17 protein-coding genes, 3 pseudogenes and 1 riboswitch are annotated in these 18,255 nt (G+C 50.2%); of the genes and pseudogenes, 17 read left to right on the top strand and 3 right to left on the bottom strand.

Annotation, left to right across the window (positions count from 1 at the left end):
• The first annotated feature begins 125 nt into the window (after positions 1 to 125).
• From DXA55_RS18065 to DXA55_RS05045, 6 genes are all read left to right on the top strand, one after another.
• The gene (locus tag DXA55_RS18065; protein WP_274601357.1) at positions 126 to 257 is read left to right on the top strand and encodes a hypothetical protein; all 132 of its coding nucleotides are present in this window, start codon (positions 126 to 128) and stop codon (positions 255 to 257) included.
• 1 nt (position 258) lies between these two features.
• A complete protein-coding gene (locus tag DXA55_RS18060) occupies positions 259 to 387 on the top strand; it encodes a hypothetical protein (RefSeq protein WP_256372840.1) in 129 nt (42 codons plus the stop codon).
• A 2-nt stretch (positions 388 to 389) separates the two neighbouring features.
• The gene (locus tag DXA55_RS05060) at positions 390 to 800 is read left to right on the top strand and encodes a hypothetical protein (protein WP_158565038.1); all 411 of its coding nucleotides are present in this window, start codon (positions 390 to 392) and stop codon (positions 798 to 800) included.
• Between the two features lie 187 nt (positions 801 to 987).
• Entirely contained in the window at positions 988 to 1,824 is an 837-nt protein-coding gene (locus tag DXA55_RS05055) for a pyridoxamine kinase (RefSeq protein WP_117813209.1), read from the top strand.
• Positions 1,824 to 2,483: a TatD family nuclease-associated radical SAM protein gene (locus tag DXA55_RS05050; RefSeq protein WP_117760508.1), complete on the top strand. Its 660-nt coding sequence runs from the start codon at positions 1,824 to 1,826 to the stop codon at positions 2,481 to 2,483. Before DXA55_RS05055 ends, DXA55_RS05050 begins: the two co-directional genes overlap by 1 nt.
• Before the next feature lie 85 nt (positions 2,484 to 2,568).
• Entirely contained in the window at positions 2,569 to 3,951 is a 1,383-nt protein-coding gene (locus tag DXA55_RS05045) for a uracil-xanthine permease family protein (protein WP_022462641.1), read from the top strand.
• A gap of 282 nt (positions 3,952 to 4,233) precedes the next feature.
• Here DXA55_RS05045 and DXA55_RS05040 read toward each other — a convergent pair whose 3' ends face one another.
• Complete coding sequence (locus DXA55_RS05040) at positions 4,234 to 4,716, bottom strand: N-acetyltransferase (protein WP_117813207.1); 483 nt, start codon at positions 4,714 to 4,716, stop codon at positions 4,234 to 4,236.
• A 216-nt stretch (positions 4,717 to 4,932) separates the two neighbouring features.
• Here DXA55_RS05040 and DXA55_RS05035 point away from each other — a divergent pair, with 216 nt between their 5' ends.
• Positions 4,933 to 6,174 (top strand): Nramp family divalent metal transporter, encoded by a 1,242-nt coding sequence (locus tag DXA55_RS05035; RefSeq protein WP_117804218.1) that lies wholly within the window; start codon positions 4,933 to 4,935, stop codon positions 6,172 to 6,174.
• Positions 6,175 to 6,250: 76 nt separating this feature from the next.
• Here DXA55_RS05035 and DXA55_RS05030 read toward each other — a convergent pair whose 3' ends face one another.
• Both DXA55_RS05030 and DXA55_RS17555 read right to left on the bottom strand, forming a co-directional pair.
• Entirely contained in the window at positions 6,251 to 6,886 is a 636-nt protein-coding gene (locus DXA55_RS05030) for a LysR family transcriptional regulator substrate-binding protein (RefSeq protein ID WP_242998361.1), read from the bottom strand.
• 50 nt (positions 6,887 to 6,936) lie between these two features.
• Positions 6,937 to 7,107 carry a helix-turn-helix domain-containing protein gene (locus tag DXA55_RS17555; protein ID WP_242998360.1) on the bottom strand — a complete coding sequence of 57 codons (171 nt, stop codon included), beginning with the start codon at positions 7,105 to 7,107 and terminating at the stop codon, positions 6,937 to 6,939.
• Between the two features lie 137 nt (positions 7,108 to 7,244).
• Here DXA55_RS17555 and DXA55_RS19175 point away from each other — a divergent pair.
• The 10 genes and pseudogenes from DXA55_RS19175 (at position 7,245) to DXA55_RS04980 (ending at position 18,180) form a co-directional block, all read left to right on the top strand.
• A pseudogene (locus DXA55_RS19175) lies at positions 7,245 to 9,003 on the top strand (ABC transporter ATP-binding protein).
• Positions 9,000 to 10,753 (top strand): annotated as a pseudogene (locus DXA55_RS19170) (ABC transporter ATP-binding protein). The pseudogenes DXA55_RS19175 and DXA55_RS19170 overlap by 4 nt, the downstream one beginning before the upstream one ends.
• Positions 10,754 to 11,064: 311 nt before the next feature.
• A riboswitch (glycine riboswitch) is annotated at positions 11,065 to 11,155 on the top strand.
• A gap of 208 nt (positions 11,156 to 11,363) precedes the next feature.
• A complete protein-coding gene (locus DXA55_RS05015) occupies positions 11,364 to 12,728 on the top strand; it encodes an alanine/glycine:cation symporter family protein (protein ID WP_117760598.1) in 1,365 nt (454 codons plus the stop codon).
• A 548-nt stretch (positions 12,729 to 13,276) separates the two neighbouring features.
• A complete protein-coding gene (locus DXA55_RS05005; RefSeq protein ID WP_022462634.1) occupies positions 13,277 to 13,462 on the top strand; it encodes a hypothetical protein in 186 nt (61 codons plus the stop codon).
• A 119-nt stretch (positions 13,463 to 13,581) separates the two neighbouring features.
• Entirely contained in the window at positions 13,582 to 13,899 is a 318-nt protein-coding gene (locus tag DXA55_RS05000) for a rhodanese-like domain-containing protein (RefSeq protein WP_022462633.1), read from the top strand.
• Positions 13,900 to 14,005: 106 nt separating this feature from the next.
• Positions 14,006 to 14,548, top strand: a complete 543-nt coding sequence (yfcE, locus tag DXA55_RS04995) for a phosphodiesterase (protein ID WP_022462632.1) — start codon at positions 14,006 to 14,008, stop codon at positions 14,546 to 14,548.
• Between the two features lie 16 nt (positions 14,549 to 14,564).
• Positions 14,565 to 15,721 (top strand): annotated as a pseudogene (locus DXA55_RS04990) (THUMP domain-containing class I SAM-dependent RNA methyltransferase).
• Positions 15,722 to 15,882: 161 nt separating this feature from the next.
• Complete coding sequence (locus tag DXA55_RS04985; protein WP_117813205.1) at positions 15,883 to 16,242, top strand: hypothetical protein; 360 nt, start codon at positions 15,883 to 15,885, stop codon at positions 16,240 to 16,242.
• Positions 16,243 to 16,450: 208 nt separating this feature from the next.
• The gene (locus DXA55_RS18425) at positions 16,451 to 16,867 is read left to right on the top strand and encodes a carbon starvation CstA family protein (protein WP_330415109.1); all 417 of its coding nucleotides are present in this window, start codon (positions 16,451 to 16,453) and stop codon (positions 16,865 to 16,867) included.
• On the top strand, positions 16,864 to 18,180 hold the full coding sequence (locus DXA55_RS04980; RefSeq protein WP_330415131.1) for a carbon starvation CstA family protein: 1,317 nt from the start codon (positions 16,864 to 16,866) through the stop codon (positions 18,178 to 18,180). Before DXA55_RS18425 ends, DXA55_RS04980 begins: the two co-directional genes overlap by 4 nt.
• Positions 18,181 to 18,255: the final 75 nt, after the last annotated feature.

Raw genomic sequence — 18,255 nt, 5'->3', positions numbered from 1 at the left:
CTCTTTTTGTGCATTTTTCACAAAAGCAGGTAGTAAATTTTACTAAAATAAAAAGTAAAATATTTTGACTTTTAACATATGATAAATTTGTACTGTTGAAAAAAGGAAAGATACAAGATAGAGAAATGGGGAAAGCGAAAATGGGTATTGTGATCAATCATTCCGAAAATATTTTCCTGCGGCAGACCAGATCCAACAGCTATGCGTTCGGCATTGACGATCAGGGACTGGTAAGACATACAGAGTTTCTTCCGTGATATGAAAAAATACGAAGAGGCGATGGAGGCTCCGGTGAAGAACGAGGTGGCGATCGTGTACGATTACGATTCCCTGGCATCGTTCCGTATCCAGCGCCAGAGCATTCTGCTCGATCCGGCGGAACCGTAATCGTGACGTACCGCCACGCCGTGAAAGATGCGGACAACAACGTTCCGTTCGGCGAGACACTGCCGGTGCACTACAATGCGCTTGCGGGGCTGACCGTAGAAGAGACGGAGAGCCTGCAGGACTATGATGCATTCCCGGTTGTGGGAAGCGGCGTGTTCGAGGGCGTGGAAGGCACAGGCGGAATTTTCTGTGATATAGGCCTTGTGGAGCTCGAGCTCATCCCGGGAACGCGGAACAAAAAGAGGATTCTGCTGACGGATGCCGGACGGGAACTGGAGAAAAATACGACGGACCGGCTGCGCGGGGCGGAGATCCGTGCATATGGAAAACTCTCGGCAGAAGAGCTGAACAGCTATCTTGAGATGACAAGAAAGCTGACGGCAGCGCTGCGCGAGGAGACGGAAAAACTTTAAAGAGAGAGCAGAAATGAATCAGAAAAAAGACAAAATTCAGTTATCCGATCATTTTACATACGGGGCGGTCTATTTCCCGACAGTCCCTTTTCTTTTTGTCCGGAAAAAACTTGTAAATAAGACGCGAGTGTGCAAAAATAGACATAAAACAGATGCGGAGGCATCCTGAAAAAAAGAGGAGAACAACATGGAAAAACAGAAAAAGATAGCGCTGATTAACGATCTGACAGGCTTTGGCCGGTGCTCGACGGCTGTGATGGCGCCAATCGTGTCGGCGATGAAGATTCAGGCGGTGGCAGTTCCGACCGCAATTCTCTCAGCACACACGCAGTTTCCGACGTATTACTTTGATGATTATACTGACCGGATGAAGGATTACATTCAGACCTATAAGGATCTGAAGCTCGATTTCGATGCGATCTCGACCGGCTTTTTAGGATCGGAACAGCAGGTGGATATTGTGCTTGATTTTATCCGCCATTTCAAGACGGACCGCAACTTTGTCATCGTCGATCCGGTCATGGGAGACTATGGGAAGCTGTATCGGACGTACACGAAAGAGATGTGCGACAAGATGAAAGAGCTGGTTCACTACGCGGATATCATCACGCCGAACCTGACGGAGCTCTGCACACTGCTCGATGCGCCGTATCCTGAGAACGGGGCTTCGATTGAGGAGCTGAAAGAGATGTGCGGAAAACTGGCGGAGCGGGGACCGAAACATATTGTTGTGACGGGCATCCACTTTAACCAGACGCAGATTGCCAACTTTATCTATAACAAAGGCGAAGACTTCCAGATTGTCATGGTAGACCGCATCGGCGGCGACCGGAGCGGTACGGGAGATGTCATTGCGGCAATTATCGCAGGCATGTATCTGAACGGCCACAGCCTGTACGAGTCGGTGAAAAAGGCGGCGGATTACGTATCGAAATGCATCCGCTACTGCGAAGAAAACGAAGTGCCGAGCTACTGGGGACTCTGCTTTGAAATGTTTATGAAGGACTTAACGGAGGAAGCGTAATGTATTTATATACTGTAACCGGAGCCGTCGGCGAGGAAGGGTATCTCGACCTTGCAAAGAGCGGCGATCTTACCGGAAAAAATGTCTATGTCAACATGACAAACAAATGCCCGTGCAGCTGTGTGTTCTGTCTGCGCCAGACGAAACAGCAGCAGGAGGGAAATACACTGTGGTTAAAAGAGGGCGAGCCATCCGTTGAGACGATGCTGGAGCTGTTCGCACAGTACGATCTGAACGTGATCAATGAACTGGTCTTCTGCGGCTTCGGAGAACCGCTTGAGCGGCTTGAGGATGTCTGTCGGGTGATCGATTCCTTAAAAGAAACGTATCCGAACCTGAAAGTGCGTCTGAATACGATCGGTCTTGCCAACCTGATCTATGGAAGAGATGTCACCCCGGAATTAAAGGGAAGATTTGATACCGTCTCGATCTCTTTAAACGCGCCGGATGAAAAAGAATTTCTGGAGCTCACACGGTCGAAATTCGGCATCCAGTCGTACGAGGCTATCAAGGAGTTTGCAGTGCTTGCAAAACAGTATGTGCCGAATGTTGTGATGACCGTTGTCGAGAAAGTTATGCCGGAAGAAAAGATTCAGAAATGCCGGGAAATCTGCGATGAATTAGGTGTTACCCTTCGTGTCCGCCCGTTTGAAAATTAAAGTGTGCGGAACGGAATCTTTCGCTTGTATTTCCAGAATATAACGCCTATAATGGGAAGGAAAAACAAAAGAGAGGGAGAGACGTATGAACGAGTCTAATGGAGTCATCCGCGATGCGAGAAAGCTCGGCATTCCTAAAATGCTGATTCTCGGATTGCAGCACATGTTTGCCATGTTCGGTGCAACCATTCTGGTGCCGATTCTGGTAAACAGCTACTTTGTAGACGCATGCGGCGAGGGGCCGTCCCGCGGTCTTACCGTATCTGTCACACTGTTCTGCGCCGGCTTTGGAACGCTGCTGTTCCATCTGTGCGCGAAATTTAAAGTACCGGCATTTCTTGGTTCTTCGTTTGCATTCTTAAGCGGTTTCGCCGCTGTTGCAAACCTGAATACCGGAAAATATGCCAGCATGAGTGTCAACGACAAGGCAGCCTATGCCTGCGGAGGTATTGTGGTAGCAGGCCTTCTGTACCTGATTTTTGCCTTGATCATCCGCATGGTCGGCGTCAAACGCGTGATGCGCTACCTGCCGCCGGTTGTCACAGGTCCGGTTATCATCTGCATTGGCCTCAGCCTTGCTGGTTCCGCCATTAATAATGCTTCGACGAACTGGTTCCTGGCACTGGTTGCGCTGGCAGTCATCATCATTTTCAACATCTGGGGAAAAGGAATGCTCAAAATCATTCCGATTCTGATGGGCGTTGTGATTGCCTACGCTGTGGCAGTTGTCCTGAATGCGCTCGGCATCAAAAATCCGGACGGATCCGTGATCATCAACTTTGCGCCGGTTGCACAGGCAGGCATCGTCGGACTTCCGCCGCTGCAGCTCTGCAAATTCGATCTGACCAGCATTATGATCATGGCACCGATCGCGATCGCGACCATGATGGAGCATGTCGGCGATATGTCGGCGATCTCTGCAACCGTAGGAGAGAACTTCCTTTCTGATCCGGGCCTGCACAGAACCCTGCTCGGCGATGGTCTTGCAACCGCAATGGCAGGTTTCATCGGCGGACCGGCCAACACGACGTACGGCGAGAACACCGGCGTTCTGGAATTGAGCCGCGTACATGACCCGAGAGTCATCCGTATTGCCGCAGTCTTTGCGATTATCGTCAGCTTCATTCCGAAGGTGTCGGCACTCATCAGCACCATGCCGTCCTCTATCATCGGAGGCGTCAGCTTCATGCTGTACGGTATGATTTCTGCCATCGGTGTGCGCAACGTGGTAGAGAATAAAGTAGACCTGACCAAATCGAGAAACCTGATCATCGCGGGCGTCATCTTTGTCTGCGGACTGGGCTTCAGCAACGGTCTCTCCTTTACGATCGGCGGAACGACCGTCACCCTGACTGCACTTGCCATTGCAGCCATCGCAGGAATCCTGCTGAACATGATTCTGCCGGGCAATGATTACGAATTCGGCGTAAACGAGTCCGGGGACGAGAACAGAGGAATCCACGCATAAAGAAAAATGCAAAAGAAAATCCGTTTTTTCTGCATCTGTATTCTGCACAAAGGAATGTGCAGAAACAGAGGGGAAAAAGCGGATTTTCTTTGCATTTCGGTACGGGCAAGTGTATACAGGAGAGTAAGAAGATGTAAGGTTGGTAAAAAAATGACACACGAAAGATCGAAAAAGGGGATGATGGGACAGGTCGTCGGATCCTTATATTACCTGGATCCAACGGTGATTCCGCGGCTGAAAAGCCTGCGAAGCGGTGACGATCCGGTGTTTTCGTTTGGTGTTTTATTTTACGCGCTCAAACGCAATCCGCGGAGAGTGGTTCAGCACGTAGATGATGCCGCGCCGTTCAAATCCGTTTTTCTGGATCAGATGCTGCATGATTTGATTGTCCGCATGCGTATCGACGCGCAGGTGCGGGATCTGTGCCCAGCAGTAATCGACGATCTGGGAGAAAAATCCGTGGATTGTTCCGTCTGAGGCAACCTGGTGGATCGTGCCATACGGCGCATCGGAGAGCCAGGAGCCATTGTCGATCTGCAGATACGTCGGATCCTCACCGATGATGAAGGCAAACGCGCCGTGCAGCGTGCCGTTTTCTTCCAGGACAAAAAGCTGTTTGTTACGGATTCTGTTGTGAATCAGCTCCTCCGGCGGAAAATGGTTTCCCCACTGATTCGGATTTCCGGTTTCCTGCATAAAAGAGCGGGCGTACGCATAGATTGACATGATCGAAGTAAAATCCTCCGGGACGGCAAGTCGTATCATGATAAAAATTCTCCTTTTAGTTCAAAATAAGCAGTTTTATTGTAGCACAGCGGACGATAAAGCACAAGAAAGAGAAAACAGGATTTGACTTTTTGAAAAATCCCATGTACAATGCAGTTAGTTACAACTAACTAAAGCAACCAAAACCACAACAAAATGATTTCTGCCGGTCCTGGATGGGCCGGTTCCGTATCAAATTGTCAGAAAGGAAAGAATATGAAACAAAATCGAAAACGAAAAGAGACGGCGGGCATGAATTTTCTCCGCTATCTCGGTCCGGGACTTTTTGTCACGGTCGGTTTTATCGACCCGGGAAACTGGGCATCCAACATTGCCGCCGGATCGGGTTACGGCTACGAGCTTCTGTGGATGGTTACCCTGTCCACGATCATGCTGATTTTTCTGCAGCACAATGCGGCGCATCTCGGCATTGCCACGGGAAAGTGCCTCTCGGAGGCGGCGAGCCTCTATCTGCCTGCGTGGCTGAAAAACACGATTCTTGCGACGGCGATGATGGCAGCGGTGGCGACCGCAATGGCGGAGATCCTCGGCGGTGCGATTGCGCTCCAGATGCTGTTCGGCATTCCGATCAAGCTCGGCAGCATGATGATTCTCGTGCTGGTTCTGATCTGTGAGTTTACAAGTGCTTACAAACGGATTGAAAAACTGATCATTGTGTTTGTCTCGCTGATCGGCTTTTCGTTCCTCTTTGAGGTCTGGATCGCCGATATCGACTGGGCGCAGGCGGCTGTCGGCTGGGTAAAACCGTCGTTTCCAGAGCACTCAATTCCGGTCATCTTAAGCGTCCTCGGTGCGGTCGTCATGCCGCACAACCTGTTTCTCCACTCGGAAATTATTCAGAGCCGCCAGTGGAATCTTGAGGATGATGAGGTGATTGCGCGCCAGTTAAAGTATGAGTTCAAAGACACCCTGTTTTCCATGATCATCGGATGGGCCATCAACAGTGCAATGATCCTGATGGCGGCCGCAACGTTTTTCCAGCCGCAGAATGCAAAGCAGGTGGATGATCTCGCAACGGCGGGAAAGATGCTGACACCGCTCCTTGGAAATGCCGCATCGGTGATTTTTGCAGCAGCGCTTCTGCTCGCCGGAATTTCATCGAGCATCACCGCGGGAATGGCGGGCGGAACGATTTTTTCGGGGATTTTTAACAAGCCGTATGAGATCAAGAGTAAGGAGACACGCTGGGGAATCCTTCTTACCATGATCCCGGCCGCAGCGGTCATTCTTCTGATTGATTCCCCGTTCCAGGGCCTTCTCTATTCACAGATGTTTCTTGGAATGCAGCTCCCGATTACGGTATTTACGCAGATTTATCTGACATCCTCGAAAAAAGTCATGGGAAAATACGCGAACAGTCTGCGGCTGAAAATTGCCCTGTTTGCGATTGCGGTGATTGTGACACTGCTGAATATCGCGCTGCTGTTTGTGCAGTAAAAAGAATGAGAAATAAAAAAAGGAAGTCCGCTGCGCTGATCCCTGAAAAAGAGACCGGCGCAGCGGACTTCTTCTATTATGATATGCTCTCCATGCAGGCATCGACAAAGTCCTGCAGAAGCGGAGAGAGTTTCCGCCCCTTTTTCCAGATCACGGCGATCTGCGTTTCCAGGTCGCTTTCTGCGAGCGGCTGGATGCGGAGTCCCTGGCAGAGAGAGCTCATGGACTGCGGGAAAATGGCAGTGGCAAGGCCTTCCTTTGCCCAGAGCATCGCGCCGCGGGGATCGTCGCAGACGCAGAAAAGATCGGGCTCCATGCCGCGCGAGTGGAACGCATCCATGATGAGCGCCTCATACCGGCGGTAGATGATGAGCGGAATATTCAAAAGATCCGAGAGCTTTAGCGATCCGTTCTTCTCGGGAAGCATATCTTTTGAAGAAACGGCAATCATAGGTTCAGAGCTTAAAATTTTATAGTCGACATCGTCGAGCCGCAGCGGCGTGCGGGCGATGGAAATGTCGATGATGCCGTCCATCAGATAGCGGTACAGCGTGTAGGTGATGCCGTCGTGCACCTCGAAGTTGACATCGGGATTGCGGCGGGAAAAAAGCGAGACGCACGGCATGATCGTCGCAACGGTGGTCGGTGTGATGCCGAGGCGCAGAACCCGCTTTTTGCCGACCTTTGCGACTTCAAGCTCCGTCGATTTCACGTACTCGAGCAGGTTGGCGGAGCGGTCGTACAGCAGTTTTCCGGCTTCGGTCAGGCGGACGCCTGGCGGGTGCGTTCAAATAAAGTGACGTTCAGTTCGGCTTCCAGCTGCTTTAACTGATAACTGAGCGGCGGCTGGGACATATTGAGGCGGCGGGCGGCCTCGTGAATACTTTCGGTTTCGGCGATGACGCGGAAATATTCAAGCTGGCGCAGTTCCATAAGAGACTTCCTTTCGTGAAATTATCTATGATATTAAAATTGTATCACTAAGCTATAAAAACAATACTATTCGTATTAATCATATGAGATTATACTGTCAATGTCAAGAAACAAAGAAATGGAGAGTGAAAAAGAAGATGAAAAGTCTTGGAGTCTACTTGAAGCACTACAAAAAAGAGAGCATCATCGCTCCTTTGTTCAAGCTTCTGGAAGTCGTATTCGACCTTCTGGTGCCGATGGTTGTTGCCAGATCATCGATGTGGGTATCGCAGGCAATAACCGTCCGTACATCGTCAGCCGTTTTGGAATCCTCGTTCTGATGGCGGCAGTCGGACTTTGCTGCAGCTTCACCGCGCAGTATTTCGCGGCAAAAGCGAGCGTCGGCTGTGCAACCGAGCTTCGCCAGGCGGTCTTTGATCACATCCAGGCTCTGTCCTTTACGGAGCTGGATACCATTGGAACCGATACGCTGATCACCCGTCTGATCAACGATATCAACCAGGTGCAGAACGGAATCAACATGGGTCTGCGTCTGCTGCTGCGGAGTCCGTTTATCGTATTCGGTTCCGTTGTGATGGCATTTACCGTCAACGTAAAATGTGCCATCGTATTCCTGGTTACTATTCCGATCCTGTTCGTTGCTGTATTCGGCATTATGCTGGTCAGCATCCCGCTGTTCAAAAAGGTACAGGCGGCACTCGACCGCGTCACCGGAATGACAAGAGAAAATCTGAACGGTGTCCGTGTCATCCGCGCGTTCTGCCGTGAGGAGCAGTCTGTTGCCGATTTCGAAAAGAGCAACGATGAGCTGACTTGTCTGAACGAGTTTGTCGGAAAAATTTCCGCACTGTTAAATCCGCTGACCTATGTCCTCATCAACATCGCAGCCGTTGTCCTGATCTGGCAGGCAGGCTTCAGGTCAACATCGGCAGTATGCAGCAGGGACAGGTTGTCGCACTTTACAACTACATGCTGCAGATCATCGTGGAGCTGATCAAACTGGCATCGCTCATCATTACCTTAAACAAATCCGTTGCCTGTGCAGAGCGTGTCTCCGGCGTATTGGCGGTTCCGACAACCATGAACTACCCGGCAAAAGGTGGCGCCGCAAAGAAAGTAACTGGCGATGCAGCTGTTACATTTAAAAATGTCAGCTTCACCTATGCAGGAGCCGGCGCAGAGAGCTTATCGGATATCAGCTTTACCGCAAAACGCGGCCAGACCATCGGAATCATCGGCGGTACCGGAAGCGGAAAATCGACGCTGGTCAGCCTGATTTCCCGTTTCTACGATGCGACCAGCGGTGACATCATGGTAGACGGCGAGAATGTAAAGAATTACACGAAAGAAGAGCTGTGCAATAAAGTCGGTGTTGTTCAGCAGAGAGCAGTGCTCTTTAAAGGCAGCATCCGCGACAATATGAAGTGGGGCAAAGAGGACGCCACCGATGCAGAAATCTGGGAGGCGCTCACCACAGCCCAGGCGAAAGAAGTCGTAGAAGGCAAACAGGATCAGCTCGATTTTATGCTGGAGCAGAACGGAAAGAACCTCTCCGGCGGACAGAAACAGCGTCTTTCTATTGCGCGTGCGCTGGTAAAAAAACCGGAAATCCTGATTCTGGACGACAGCTCGAGTGCGCTTGACTTTGCAACGGATGCAAAACTCCGCAAAGCCGTCCACAATCTCGAAGGAAACACGACAACCTTCCTCGTATCCCAGCGAATCGCCGGCATCCGTCAGGCAGACCAGATCCTCGTTCTTGGAAATGGTACGCTCGAAGGAAACGGCACACACGACGAGCTGATGAAAACCTGCGAGGTTTACCGCGAGATTTACTTCTCCCAGTTCCCGGAAGAGCGTGCAGCTTATAACAACGAAAGCGGGGTGATCGCATGAAAAAGACAGAAAACAAGTCCGGAAAAAGCGGCATGCAGGTCATGAAAAAGCTGATGGCGTTTATCGGAAATTATAAAATTTTCTTAGGCCTTAGTATTGTCCTGGCTGCGGTTACCGTTATTTTACAGCTTTATATTCCGATCCTGTTCGGCGATGCGATCGATGAGGTCGTTGCAGCCCACCAGGTCAATTTCCCGGAGATGTGGTTCTATCTGAAACGAATCGTATTCTTTGCCCTCGTTTCCGCACTTTCCGCATGGATCATGAACCTGATCAACAACCGTATGACGTACCGCATCGTGCGCGACCTTCGTTCCCAGGCGATCCGTCATATCCAGGTGCTGCCGCTGTCCTATCTGGATCAGCACAGCTCCGGAGACATCGTAAGCCGTGTTATCGCAGATACCGATATCTTATCGGACGGTCTTCTGCTTGGCTTTACGCAGCTGTTCTCCGGCATCGTAACCATTATTGTGACACTGTTTTTCATGTTCTCGAAGAACGTATGGATCACCCTTCTTGTGATCTGCCTGACACCTCTGAGCTTCTTCGTGGCAAAATTTATTTCCGGCCGCTCGTTCAAAATGTTCCAGAAACAGAGTGAGACGAGAGGAAAACAGACCGCACTCATCGATGAGATGATCGGAAACCAGAAAGTAGTCAAAGCGTTCGGCTATGAGGAAAAAGCTTCCGAGCGTTTTGCAGAGATCAACAAAGATCTGCAGAAATACAGCCAGCAGGCCGTGTTCTACAGTTCCTTAACGAACCCGTCCACCCGTTTTGTCAACAACGTGATCTATGCCGGTGTTGCCCTTGTGGGAGCTTTCATGATCCCGGGCGGCGCGCTGACCGTCGGCGGACTTTCCGTTCTGCTGTCGTACGCAAATCAGTATATGAAACCGTTCAATGATATCAGTTCCGTTATCACCGAGATGCAGAACGCGCTTGCTGCGCAGGCCGTATCTTTGCTCTTCTGGAAGAGAAAGAGGAGAGTGCAGACCCGGCCGGAACGATCGATACCGTGACGGGAAATGTGACGATCGATGATGTAGCATTCAGTTATGACAAAGAGAAAAAACTGATCGAGAACTTTAATCTTGACGTACAGCCGGGCATGCGTGTTGCCATTGTCGGCCCAACCGGATGCGGAAAGACGACGTTTATCAACCTGCTGATGCGCTTCTATGATGTCGATGCCGGAAAGATCTGCATCGACGGAAAGCCGATCGACGAACTGTCCCGCCATGCGCTCCGCAGCTGCTTTGGTATGGTGCTGCAGGATACCTGGATCAAACAGGGAACCGTGCGCGACAACATCAGCTTCGGAAAGCCGGATGCGACGGAAGAGGAGATCATCAATGCGGCCAAAGAGGCACATAGCTGGGAGTTTATCAAGCGTCTGCCGAAGGGACTTGACACGGTTCTCAGCGAAGACAGCATCAGCCAGGGGCAGAAACAGCTTCTCTGTATCACCCGTGTCATGCTCTGCCTGCCGCCGATGCTGATCCTCGACGAGGCGACCTCCAGCATCGATACCCGTACCGAACTGCAGGTTCAGGAGGCGTTTGACAAGCTGATGCAGGGCAGAACGAGTTTCGTCGTTGCCCACCGTCTGTCCACGATCCGCAACGCTTCGCTGATCCTCGTCATGAAAGACGGAAAGATCATCGAGCAGGGACGCCATGAGGAGCTTCTTGAGAAGAAAGGCTTCTACTACAATCTGTACAACAGCCAGTTCCAGGCGTCATAAAAGATATTTGGAAAAGAGAACAGCAGATCTGTGCCGCGCATGCGATTTTGAGGCGTGCGCGCTCAGATCTGCTGATTTTTTATATGTTTTTGCAATATTCTGAAAAAAATACGGCATGGGGTATTGACGAATCCTATCACAGGTGCTATAGTTTTACAAAAATAAAAAAAGACGTAGAAGTTTTTAGAAAATGTGCGGAGAGCCTTTGGAAATTTAATTTTCGAAAGGTGCACGACCGAAGAAGTAAAACTTTCAGGTGCTGGTTCTCTTCTTAAAACAAGAACGGACGGGAGACGGCGAGGACTAAAAACGGAGTGGTCTCTGGAGAAGCTCTTGAAAAGAGTGCCGAAGGTGCAATGCAGCGATGCAGAATCTCTCAGGCAAAAGGACAGAGTCAAAAAAGATACAGAAGAAAAACAGCCGCGGAACAAAAAAAGCGGTGCGCAGAAACGAAAAAATTCCGGAAGCGCGGTTTTTTGCTGTATTTTTCAATCAGAGCCATGTTCTGCAGGAAAAATTCCGCAGGAGATGGTATTTTTTTCTCAAAACGGTGCGGATGTGTGATCCACATCGTTCAGACCATACGTCGAATGGAAAGGGAGAAAAGAAAATGGATGCATTGAATCAGGCAATTGCGCAGATCAGTGATGTGCTCTGGAACAGCGTACTGCTGTTTCTGCTGGTAGGTACGGGAGTTTATTTCTCTGTTCGGACCCGCTTTGTACAGGTAAGAAAGTTTAAGACCGCGTGGAACCGCGTCTTCGGCGGTTTCTCGTTAAAGGGTAAGAAGGCCGGAAAAGACGGCATGACTTCCTTCCAGGCGCTTGCAACAGCGATCGCCGCACAGGTCGGAACCGGAAACATCGCAGGATGTGCGACCGCACTCGTATCCGGCGGCCCGGGAGCCATCTTCTGGATGTGGCTTGCTGCGTTCTTCGGCATGGCAACGATCTACGGCGAGGCGTATCTCGCGCAGATCTCCAAACGCCGCGATGAGAGCGGAGAAATCATCGGAGGACCGGTTTACTACATTACCCACGCATTCAAGGGAACGTTTGGAAAAGCACTGGCAGGCTTCTTTGCCGTAGCCGTTATTCTGGCGCTTGGCTTTATGGGAAATATGGTACAGTCGAACTCCATCAGTGATGCGTTCTACACCGCATTTTCCGTACCGAAATGGGTGATGGGTGTGATTGTAGCCGTTCTCGCCGCATTCATTTTCATCGGAGGTATTTCCCGTATCGCATCCTTCACCGAAAAAGTTGTTCCGGTGATGGCAGCACTGTATCTCGTCGGAGCCCTTGTTGTTATTCTGATCAACATCCAGCATGTGCCGTCAGCGATTGCTTCGATCTTTATCTGTGCATTCCGTCCGGACGCCGTATTTGGTGCAGCAGCCGGTATTACCGTGCGGAAAGCCATGCGTTACGGTGTTGCCCGAGGCCTCTTCTCTAATGAAGCCGGTATGGGTTCCACCCCGCATGCCCATGCGATTGCCGATGTCGAGAACCCGGAGGATCAGGGTGAAGTAGCGATGATCGGTGTCTTTATTGATACCTTCGTTGTCCTGACCATGACCGCTCTCGTTATTCTTTCTTCCGGCGTTCTGGAAGAGATGATGAGTACCGGTGTTGTAGGAACCCCGGTCGCACAGGCGGCATTCCGAACCGGCCTCAAAGGCTTCGGACCGGCGTTCGTAGCGATCTGTCTTCTGTTCTTTGCATTCTCGACCATCGTCGGATGGTACTTCTTCGCAAGACAGAACGTACAGTATCTGTTCGGAAAGAAAGCAGTCGTTCCGTTCTCGCTGATCGTCGTTGTGTTCGTTTTCCTCGGCTCTCTGCTGAAAGTAGATCTCGTATGGAACCTGTCAGACCTCTTTAACGGCCTGATGGTAATTCCAAACCTCATGGCGTTGATCGTCCTCGCAGGAACCGTAGCAAAAGCGGCAAAAGGTGAAAAAGTAGAATTCTAATCATATATACAGAACGGGAAAAAGGAGGAAAGTCTGCTGATGCAGACTTTCCTTTTGCAATTATTCAGAGCCACATCTCGATTCCGCTGCGCTGCATCTCGATGTGGCTTCTCGCCATATAAAATTTCAAGAAGAACTGTTCGTTCATGCGAGCATGACTCACAGTTCTTCTTGAAATTTTGCATGGCTCTGAATAATTGCAAAAAGAAAGACCGGCAGGGGAGCTACCGATCTTTCAAGGGGAGTATAAATAATTAATAAGGGGTTATTAATTGTAAAAAAATTTATGAAGGGTAAATTCTTTTACAAAATTGATTATAATACAGATAACGGGAAAAAGCAACATCGAAATTCAAAAGTTGGAAAAAATTACCACAATTTGGAAAGCAGTGGTCCGAAAGCAGGAAAAACACTGTATTTTTGGGCTTGCATTCCCCACTTTGGAACAGATACCGTGGAAAAACAGGGTTCTGGATGCATAATCTGCGCGGAAAAAGCGATACTAAAGGATGTCGCAGGACAAAAAACATTCAGGAGGAAACAAGATTATGACCAGAAACAGCAAAAATGAATACAGCAAAAACGAGTACAGCAAGAACGGATACGAGAAAAGCGAATACAGCAAAAACCAGAAGAACAGCAGAGACTGCAATCATGTGAAAGACCGTGAGATGTCATCCTACGGTCAGCAGAACCGGGAGCAGGACGAGAAGGATGAGTATGAAAAATACTAAGTAAACCTTGGGATTCCGGCAGAAAAAGCCGGCGGAGGGTCCCATACGGACTCTGCCGCCGGTTTCTGCATACATATAAAACAGGAGAGAAAGTCAGATCCGGAGAGGGGGACCAGGATATGGCAGGCATGACACTGCTGGCGGCAGACCAGCTGGACTGGTACGTGGGAAAACCGTGGGCGATGATCATCGATGTGCGGAACCGGCGGGAATACGAAAAAGGGCATGTGAAAGGAGCGGTGAATCTTCCCTATGACCATCTGCTCGAACGGGTCTGTCTGCCGCGGGACAAAATTCTTGTGATCTGCTGTGAGCGGGGTGCCGCGAGCATGGCGGAGGGAAAGCGGCTGGCGGAGAACGGATACGAGGTCAAAACGGTCATCGGCGGAATGCATGCATACCGCGGACGATATCTGGTGGCGGGAGAAGAGCTGTAAGGGGGCGGCAATCCAACATTTCTTCTTGTCAAGCGGGAAAAGATACGGTAAGATGAAACAGAAAACAATACAAAACCAAACCACAAAACGAAAGAGAGATCACGATATGAAATACATGTTTGCATCTGATATTCACGGTTCTGCCTATTACTGCAGAAAAATGCTGGAAGCCTTCGAGGCAGAGGGCGCAAGCCGCCTGTTTCTGTTAGGCGACCTTCTCTATCACGGCCCGAGAAACGATCTTCCAAAAGAATACGCACCGAAACAGGTCATCGCCATGCTGAATGAGAAAAAACAGTACCTCACCAACGTGCGCGGAAACTGCGACGCAGAAGTAGATCAGATGGTACTGGAGTTCCCGGTGCTGGCAGATTACGGCATCCTGATCGAGGGAGGCCATACCTTCTATATGAGCCATGGCCACATCTACAATGAGCAGAATCTGCCGCCGCTGATGGATGGAGATATCTTCCTGTACGGCCATACCCACGTCCTGCGTGCCGAGAAAAAAGGCGCACACACCTTTCTGAACCCGGGTTCTGTATCTCTGCCGAAAGAGGGCAATATCCCGACCTATGCAATCCTCGAGGACGGCGTATTTACGATCAAAGGCTTTGACGGCACCGTCGTAAAACAGCTCACATTATAAGAGGGGACGGGAGAGTATGGAATTATATGAATTGATCGCCCCGTGCCACTTCGGCCTGGAGGCGGTGATGAAACGTGAAATTCTCGACTTCGGCTACGAAATCGAGCGCGTGGAGGATGGAAAAGTAACGTTTCTTGCAGATGCAGAGGGAATCGCCTACGCCAACCTGTTCCTTCGCACGACCGAGCGTATCCTGCTCAAAGTAGGACAGGTCCACGCCGAAACGTACGATGAACTCTTTGAAGCGACAAAAGCGCTCCCGTGGGAGAAATTTATCCCGAAAAACGGAAAGTTCTGGGTAACGAAGGCAAACTCCATCAAGAGTAAGCTCTTCAGCCCGTCCGATATCCAGTCGATCATGAAAAAAGCGATTGTCGAGCGATTGAAACAGGTCTACCACATGGAGTGGTTCCCGGAGGACGGTGCACAGTACCCGATCCGTGTTTCGATTTTAAAAGACGAGGTTACGATCGGACTCGATACCTCCGGCGTTTCCCTTCATAAGAGAGGCTACCGCAAGCTGACCGCGAAAGCGCCGATCACCGAGACCCTTGCCGCAGCACTTATCATGCTGACTCCGTGGAAGGGTGACCGGATTCTTGTCGATCCGTTCTGCGGAAGCGGTACGTTCCCGATCGAGGCGGCCATGATGGCGGCCGATATTGCACCGGGTCTCAACCGTTCTTTCCTTGCGGAGCAGTGGACGCACCTCGTGCCGAAAAAATGCTGGATGGATGCGGCGGAGGATGCACGCTACCGGATCCGGAACGATATTGAGACAGATATTCAGGCTTTGATATCGACGGAGATGTCATCAAGAGTGCCAGAGAGAACGCAAAGCTGGCCGGTGTGGATCACCTGATCCATTTCCAGCAGCGTCCGGTTGCCGAGCTGTCGCACCCGAAAAAATACGGTTTTCTGATTACCAACCCGCCGTACGGTGAGCGCCTGGAGGACAAAAAAGATCTTCCAGCCCTGTATCAGACATTAGGAGAGCGGTACCGCGCTCTCGATTCCTGGTCGATGTATCTGATCACGAGCTACGAGGATGCCGAGCGGTATCTCGGCAAAAAGGCGGATAAAAACCGTAAAATTTACAATGGAATGCTGAAAACCTACTTTTACCAGTACGCGGGACCGAAGCCGCCGCGCCGGGAAAAAGAACAGAAATAATACAAATGGAGGAGCAATGCCGAATGATTTTTGGTGTTGCTCCTTTTTGATAACAAAAATTAAAAGAAAAATTTTAGAAAAGGTTAATATTTCCTTGAAATCACTGCACTACTGTGCTAAACTGTCCTCATGCGAAATTTTTTCATCAAGCGGAGGAAACCATGAACGGACAGGAGATCAGAGACAGGATGCTGCATTCCTACGAGAGGAGCTACGATATCGTAAAGCCGTCCGAAGTAAACGGCCATACATACGATGCCTGTGCAAGCTACCACGAGAGCGGCGCAAAATACGTGCTCTCAAAGAAAGCAGAGTTGTGGAGGATCAGCTGTCATGAGCATGCGTATTTTAAAGCGGTGGAAGAACTGAACGACCAGGACGTCGAAACATTTCTGACGGACCTGACAGAATGGATAGAGCCAAAGGTGGTTCGCGAGGGGAAGGAAGTACCGGATACCGACCACATGTACACGCTGGTCACCGGTATTTTTTTGCGGACAAACCGGTTGCGGACAGCGTAAAGAAGAAAATCCGAAAATATAAGTATTATAAAAATTACCGGTTTTCTTTGAGAGGCTACTGTCAGGTGCGGCTGCTCGTCTTTGATACGGCAGAACAGAAAGTGTTTGGAAACCGGGCGGCTTGGGAATTGGTAAAGGGATATGCTAAGATGTTCCGATCTTAGTTATCTATAAATTTATTCTACCAAAAAGAGGGAGGAAAAAACAAATGAATAGTATTCTTGTACTGGTTGTCGGAATCGGCATTCTGATCGCCGGATACGTATTCTACGGAAAATGGCTTGCCGGGCAGTGGGGCGTTGATCCGAAACGGAAAACCCCTGCATTCACCGAGGAGGACGGTGTGGACTACGTTCCTGCCAAAGCTCCTGTCTTAATGGGACATCACTTCTCATCCATCGCAGGCGCAGGCCCGATCAACGGACCGATTCAGGCCGCTGTCTTTGGATGGGTTCCGGTTCTTTTATGGGTACTCATCGGCGGTATCTTCTTTGGAGGCGTTCATGATTACGGCGCACTGTTTGCATCCCTGCGCCACAAAGGACAGTCCATCGGCGAGGTTATCGCAGACACTATGGGAAGTAAAGCGAAAAAACTCTTTATCGTCTTCGCTTACCTGACCTGATTCTTGTTGTTGCAGCCTTCGGTTCCATCGTTGCCAATACCTTCAAGGCAGCCTATACCGAGAGCGGCGCTGTCGATGTGGCAGCAAGTTCTGCAAATGCAACAACCGCTATGATTTCCATTCTGTTCATCGTACTCGCCGTTGTGTTCGGTTTCATGGTATACAGAAGAAATGTATCTCTTGGCGTTTCCACCATCGCAGGCGTTGTAGCCATTGTTGTCTGCGTTGTTGTTGGATTAAACTTCCATCCGATCTATCTCTCCGAGACAGTATGGATGGTAATCGTTGGTATCTATATCACCGTAGCTTCTGTTGCACCGGTCTGGATTCTGCTTCAGCCGCGTGACTACTTAAGCTCCTTCCTTCTGTACTTCATGATGATCGTAGCCGCTGTCGGTGTCATCGGAAGTGCTCTGATGGGCCATGCATCCCTGGATATCCCGGCATTCACCGGATTCAAAGATACGCTGGCTCCGACCGGAAGTTCTCTTGGATTTATGTTCCCGGCCCTGTTCGTAACCATCGCCTGCGGAGCAATTTCCGGATTCCATTCACTCGTTGGTTCAGGAACTACATCGAAACAGCTTGACAATGAGAAAAATGCCCGCCCGATCGCATACGGCGGTATGCTGATTGAGTGTGCACTTGCAATCGTATCTCTGTGTGCAGTCGGCTACATCTGGTCCAGATACGCAGACGGAACCACCGTTGTTCCGACCGCTGTATTTGCAACCGGTATCTCCGAGATGGTAGCAACCATTCCGGGACTTGGCGGATCGACCCACGTACTGTACTCTCTGCTGGTTCTGACTGTATCGGTATTCTGCCTGACTTCTCTGGATACCGCAACCCGTCTGGCAAGATACATGTTCCAGGAGTTCTGGCTTGAGCCGGGACAGACTTACAAAGAGGCAACCGGCTACAAAGCCGTTCTGACCAATCCGGTTGTATCAACCGTTATCACCGTAGTACTCGGCATCGGCCTTGGCCTGACTGGTTATTCCAAAATCTGGCCGCTGTTCGGTGCATCCAACCAGCTGCTGGCAGCCATCGGACTTCTTGCTGTTGCCACCTGGCTTGGAAAAGTCGGCAAAAACAACAAAATGTTCCTGTTCCCGATGGTATTCATGCTGATCGTAACCATCACATCCCTTGTACAGACCCTGATCGCAAACTTCAAGGGCCTTGGCGCAGGCGTTGGCATCGGCTGGTGCGTAGCACGTATCGTACTGGCAGGCCTGCTTGTCATCCTGGCGCTGATCCTGGCTGTCGATGGATTCAAGACTCTGGCAAATCAGAAAAAAGCAAAATAATGTGTGATTACAAAAAAAGGCTCCCGGATAAAAACGGGGGTCTTTTTTTGTGACAGGGTTCTTGTGTTTGCGTCA

Source organism: Blautia sp. OF03-13 (genome assembly GCF_003460685.1).
Classification (GTDB): Bacteria; Bacillota; Clostridia; order Lachnospirales; family Lachnospiraceae; genus Fusicatenibacter; species Fusicatenibacter saccharivorans.
This window is presented reverse-complemented; position numbering and strand designations above follow the sequence as displayed.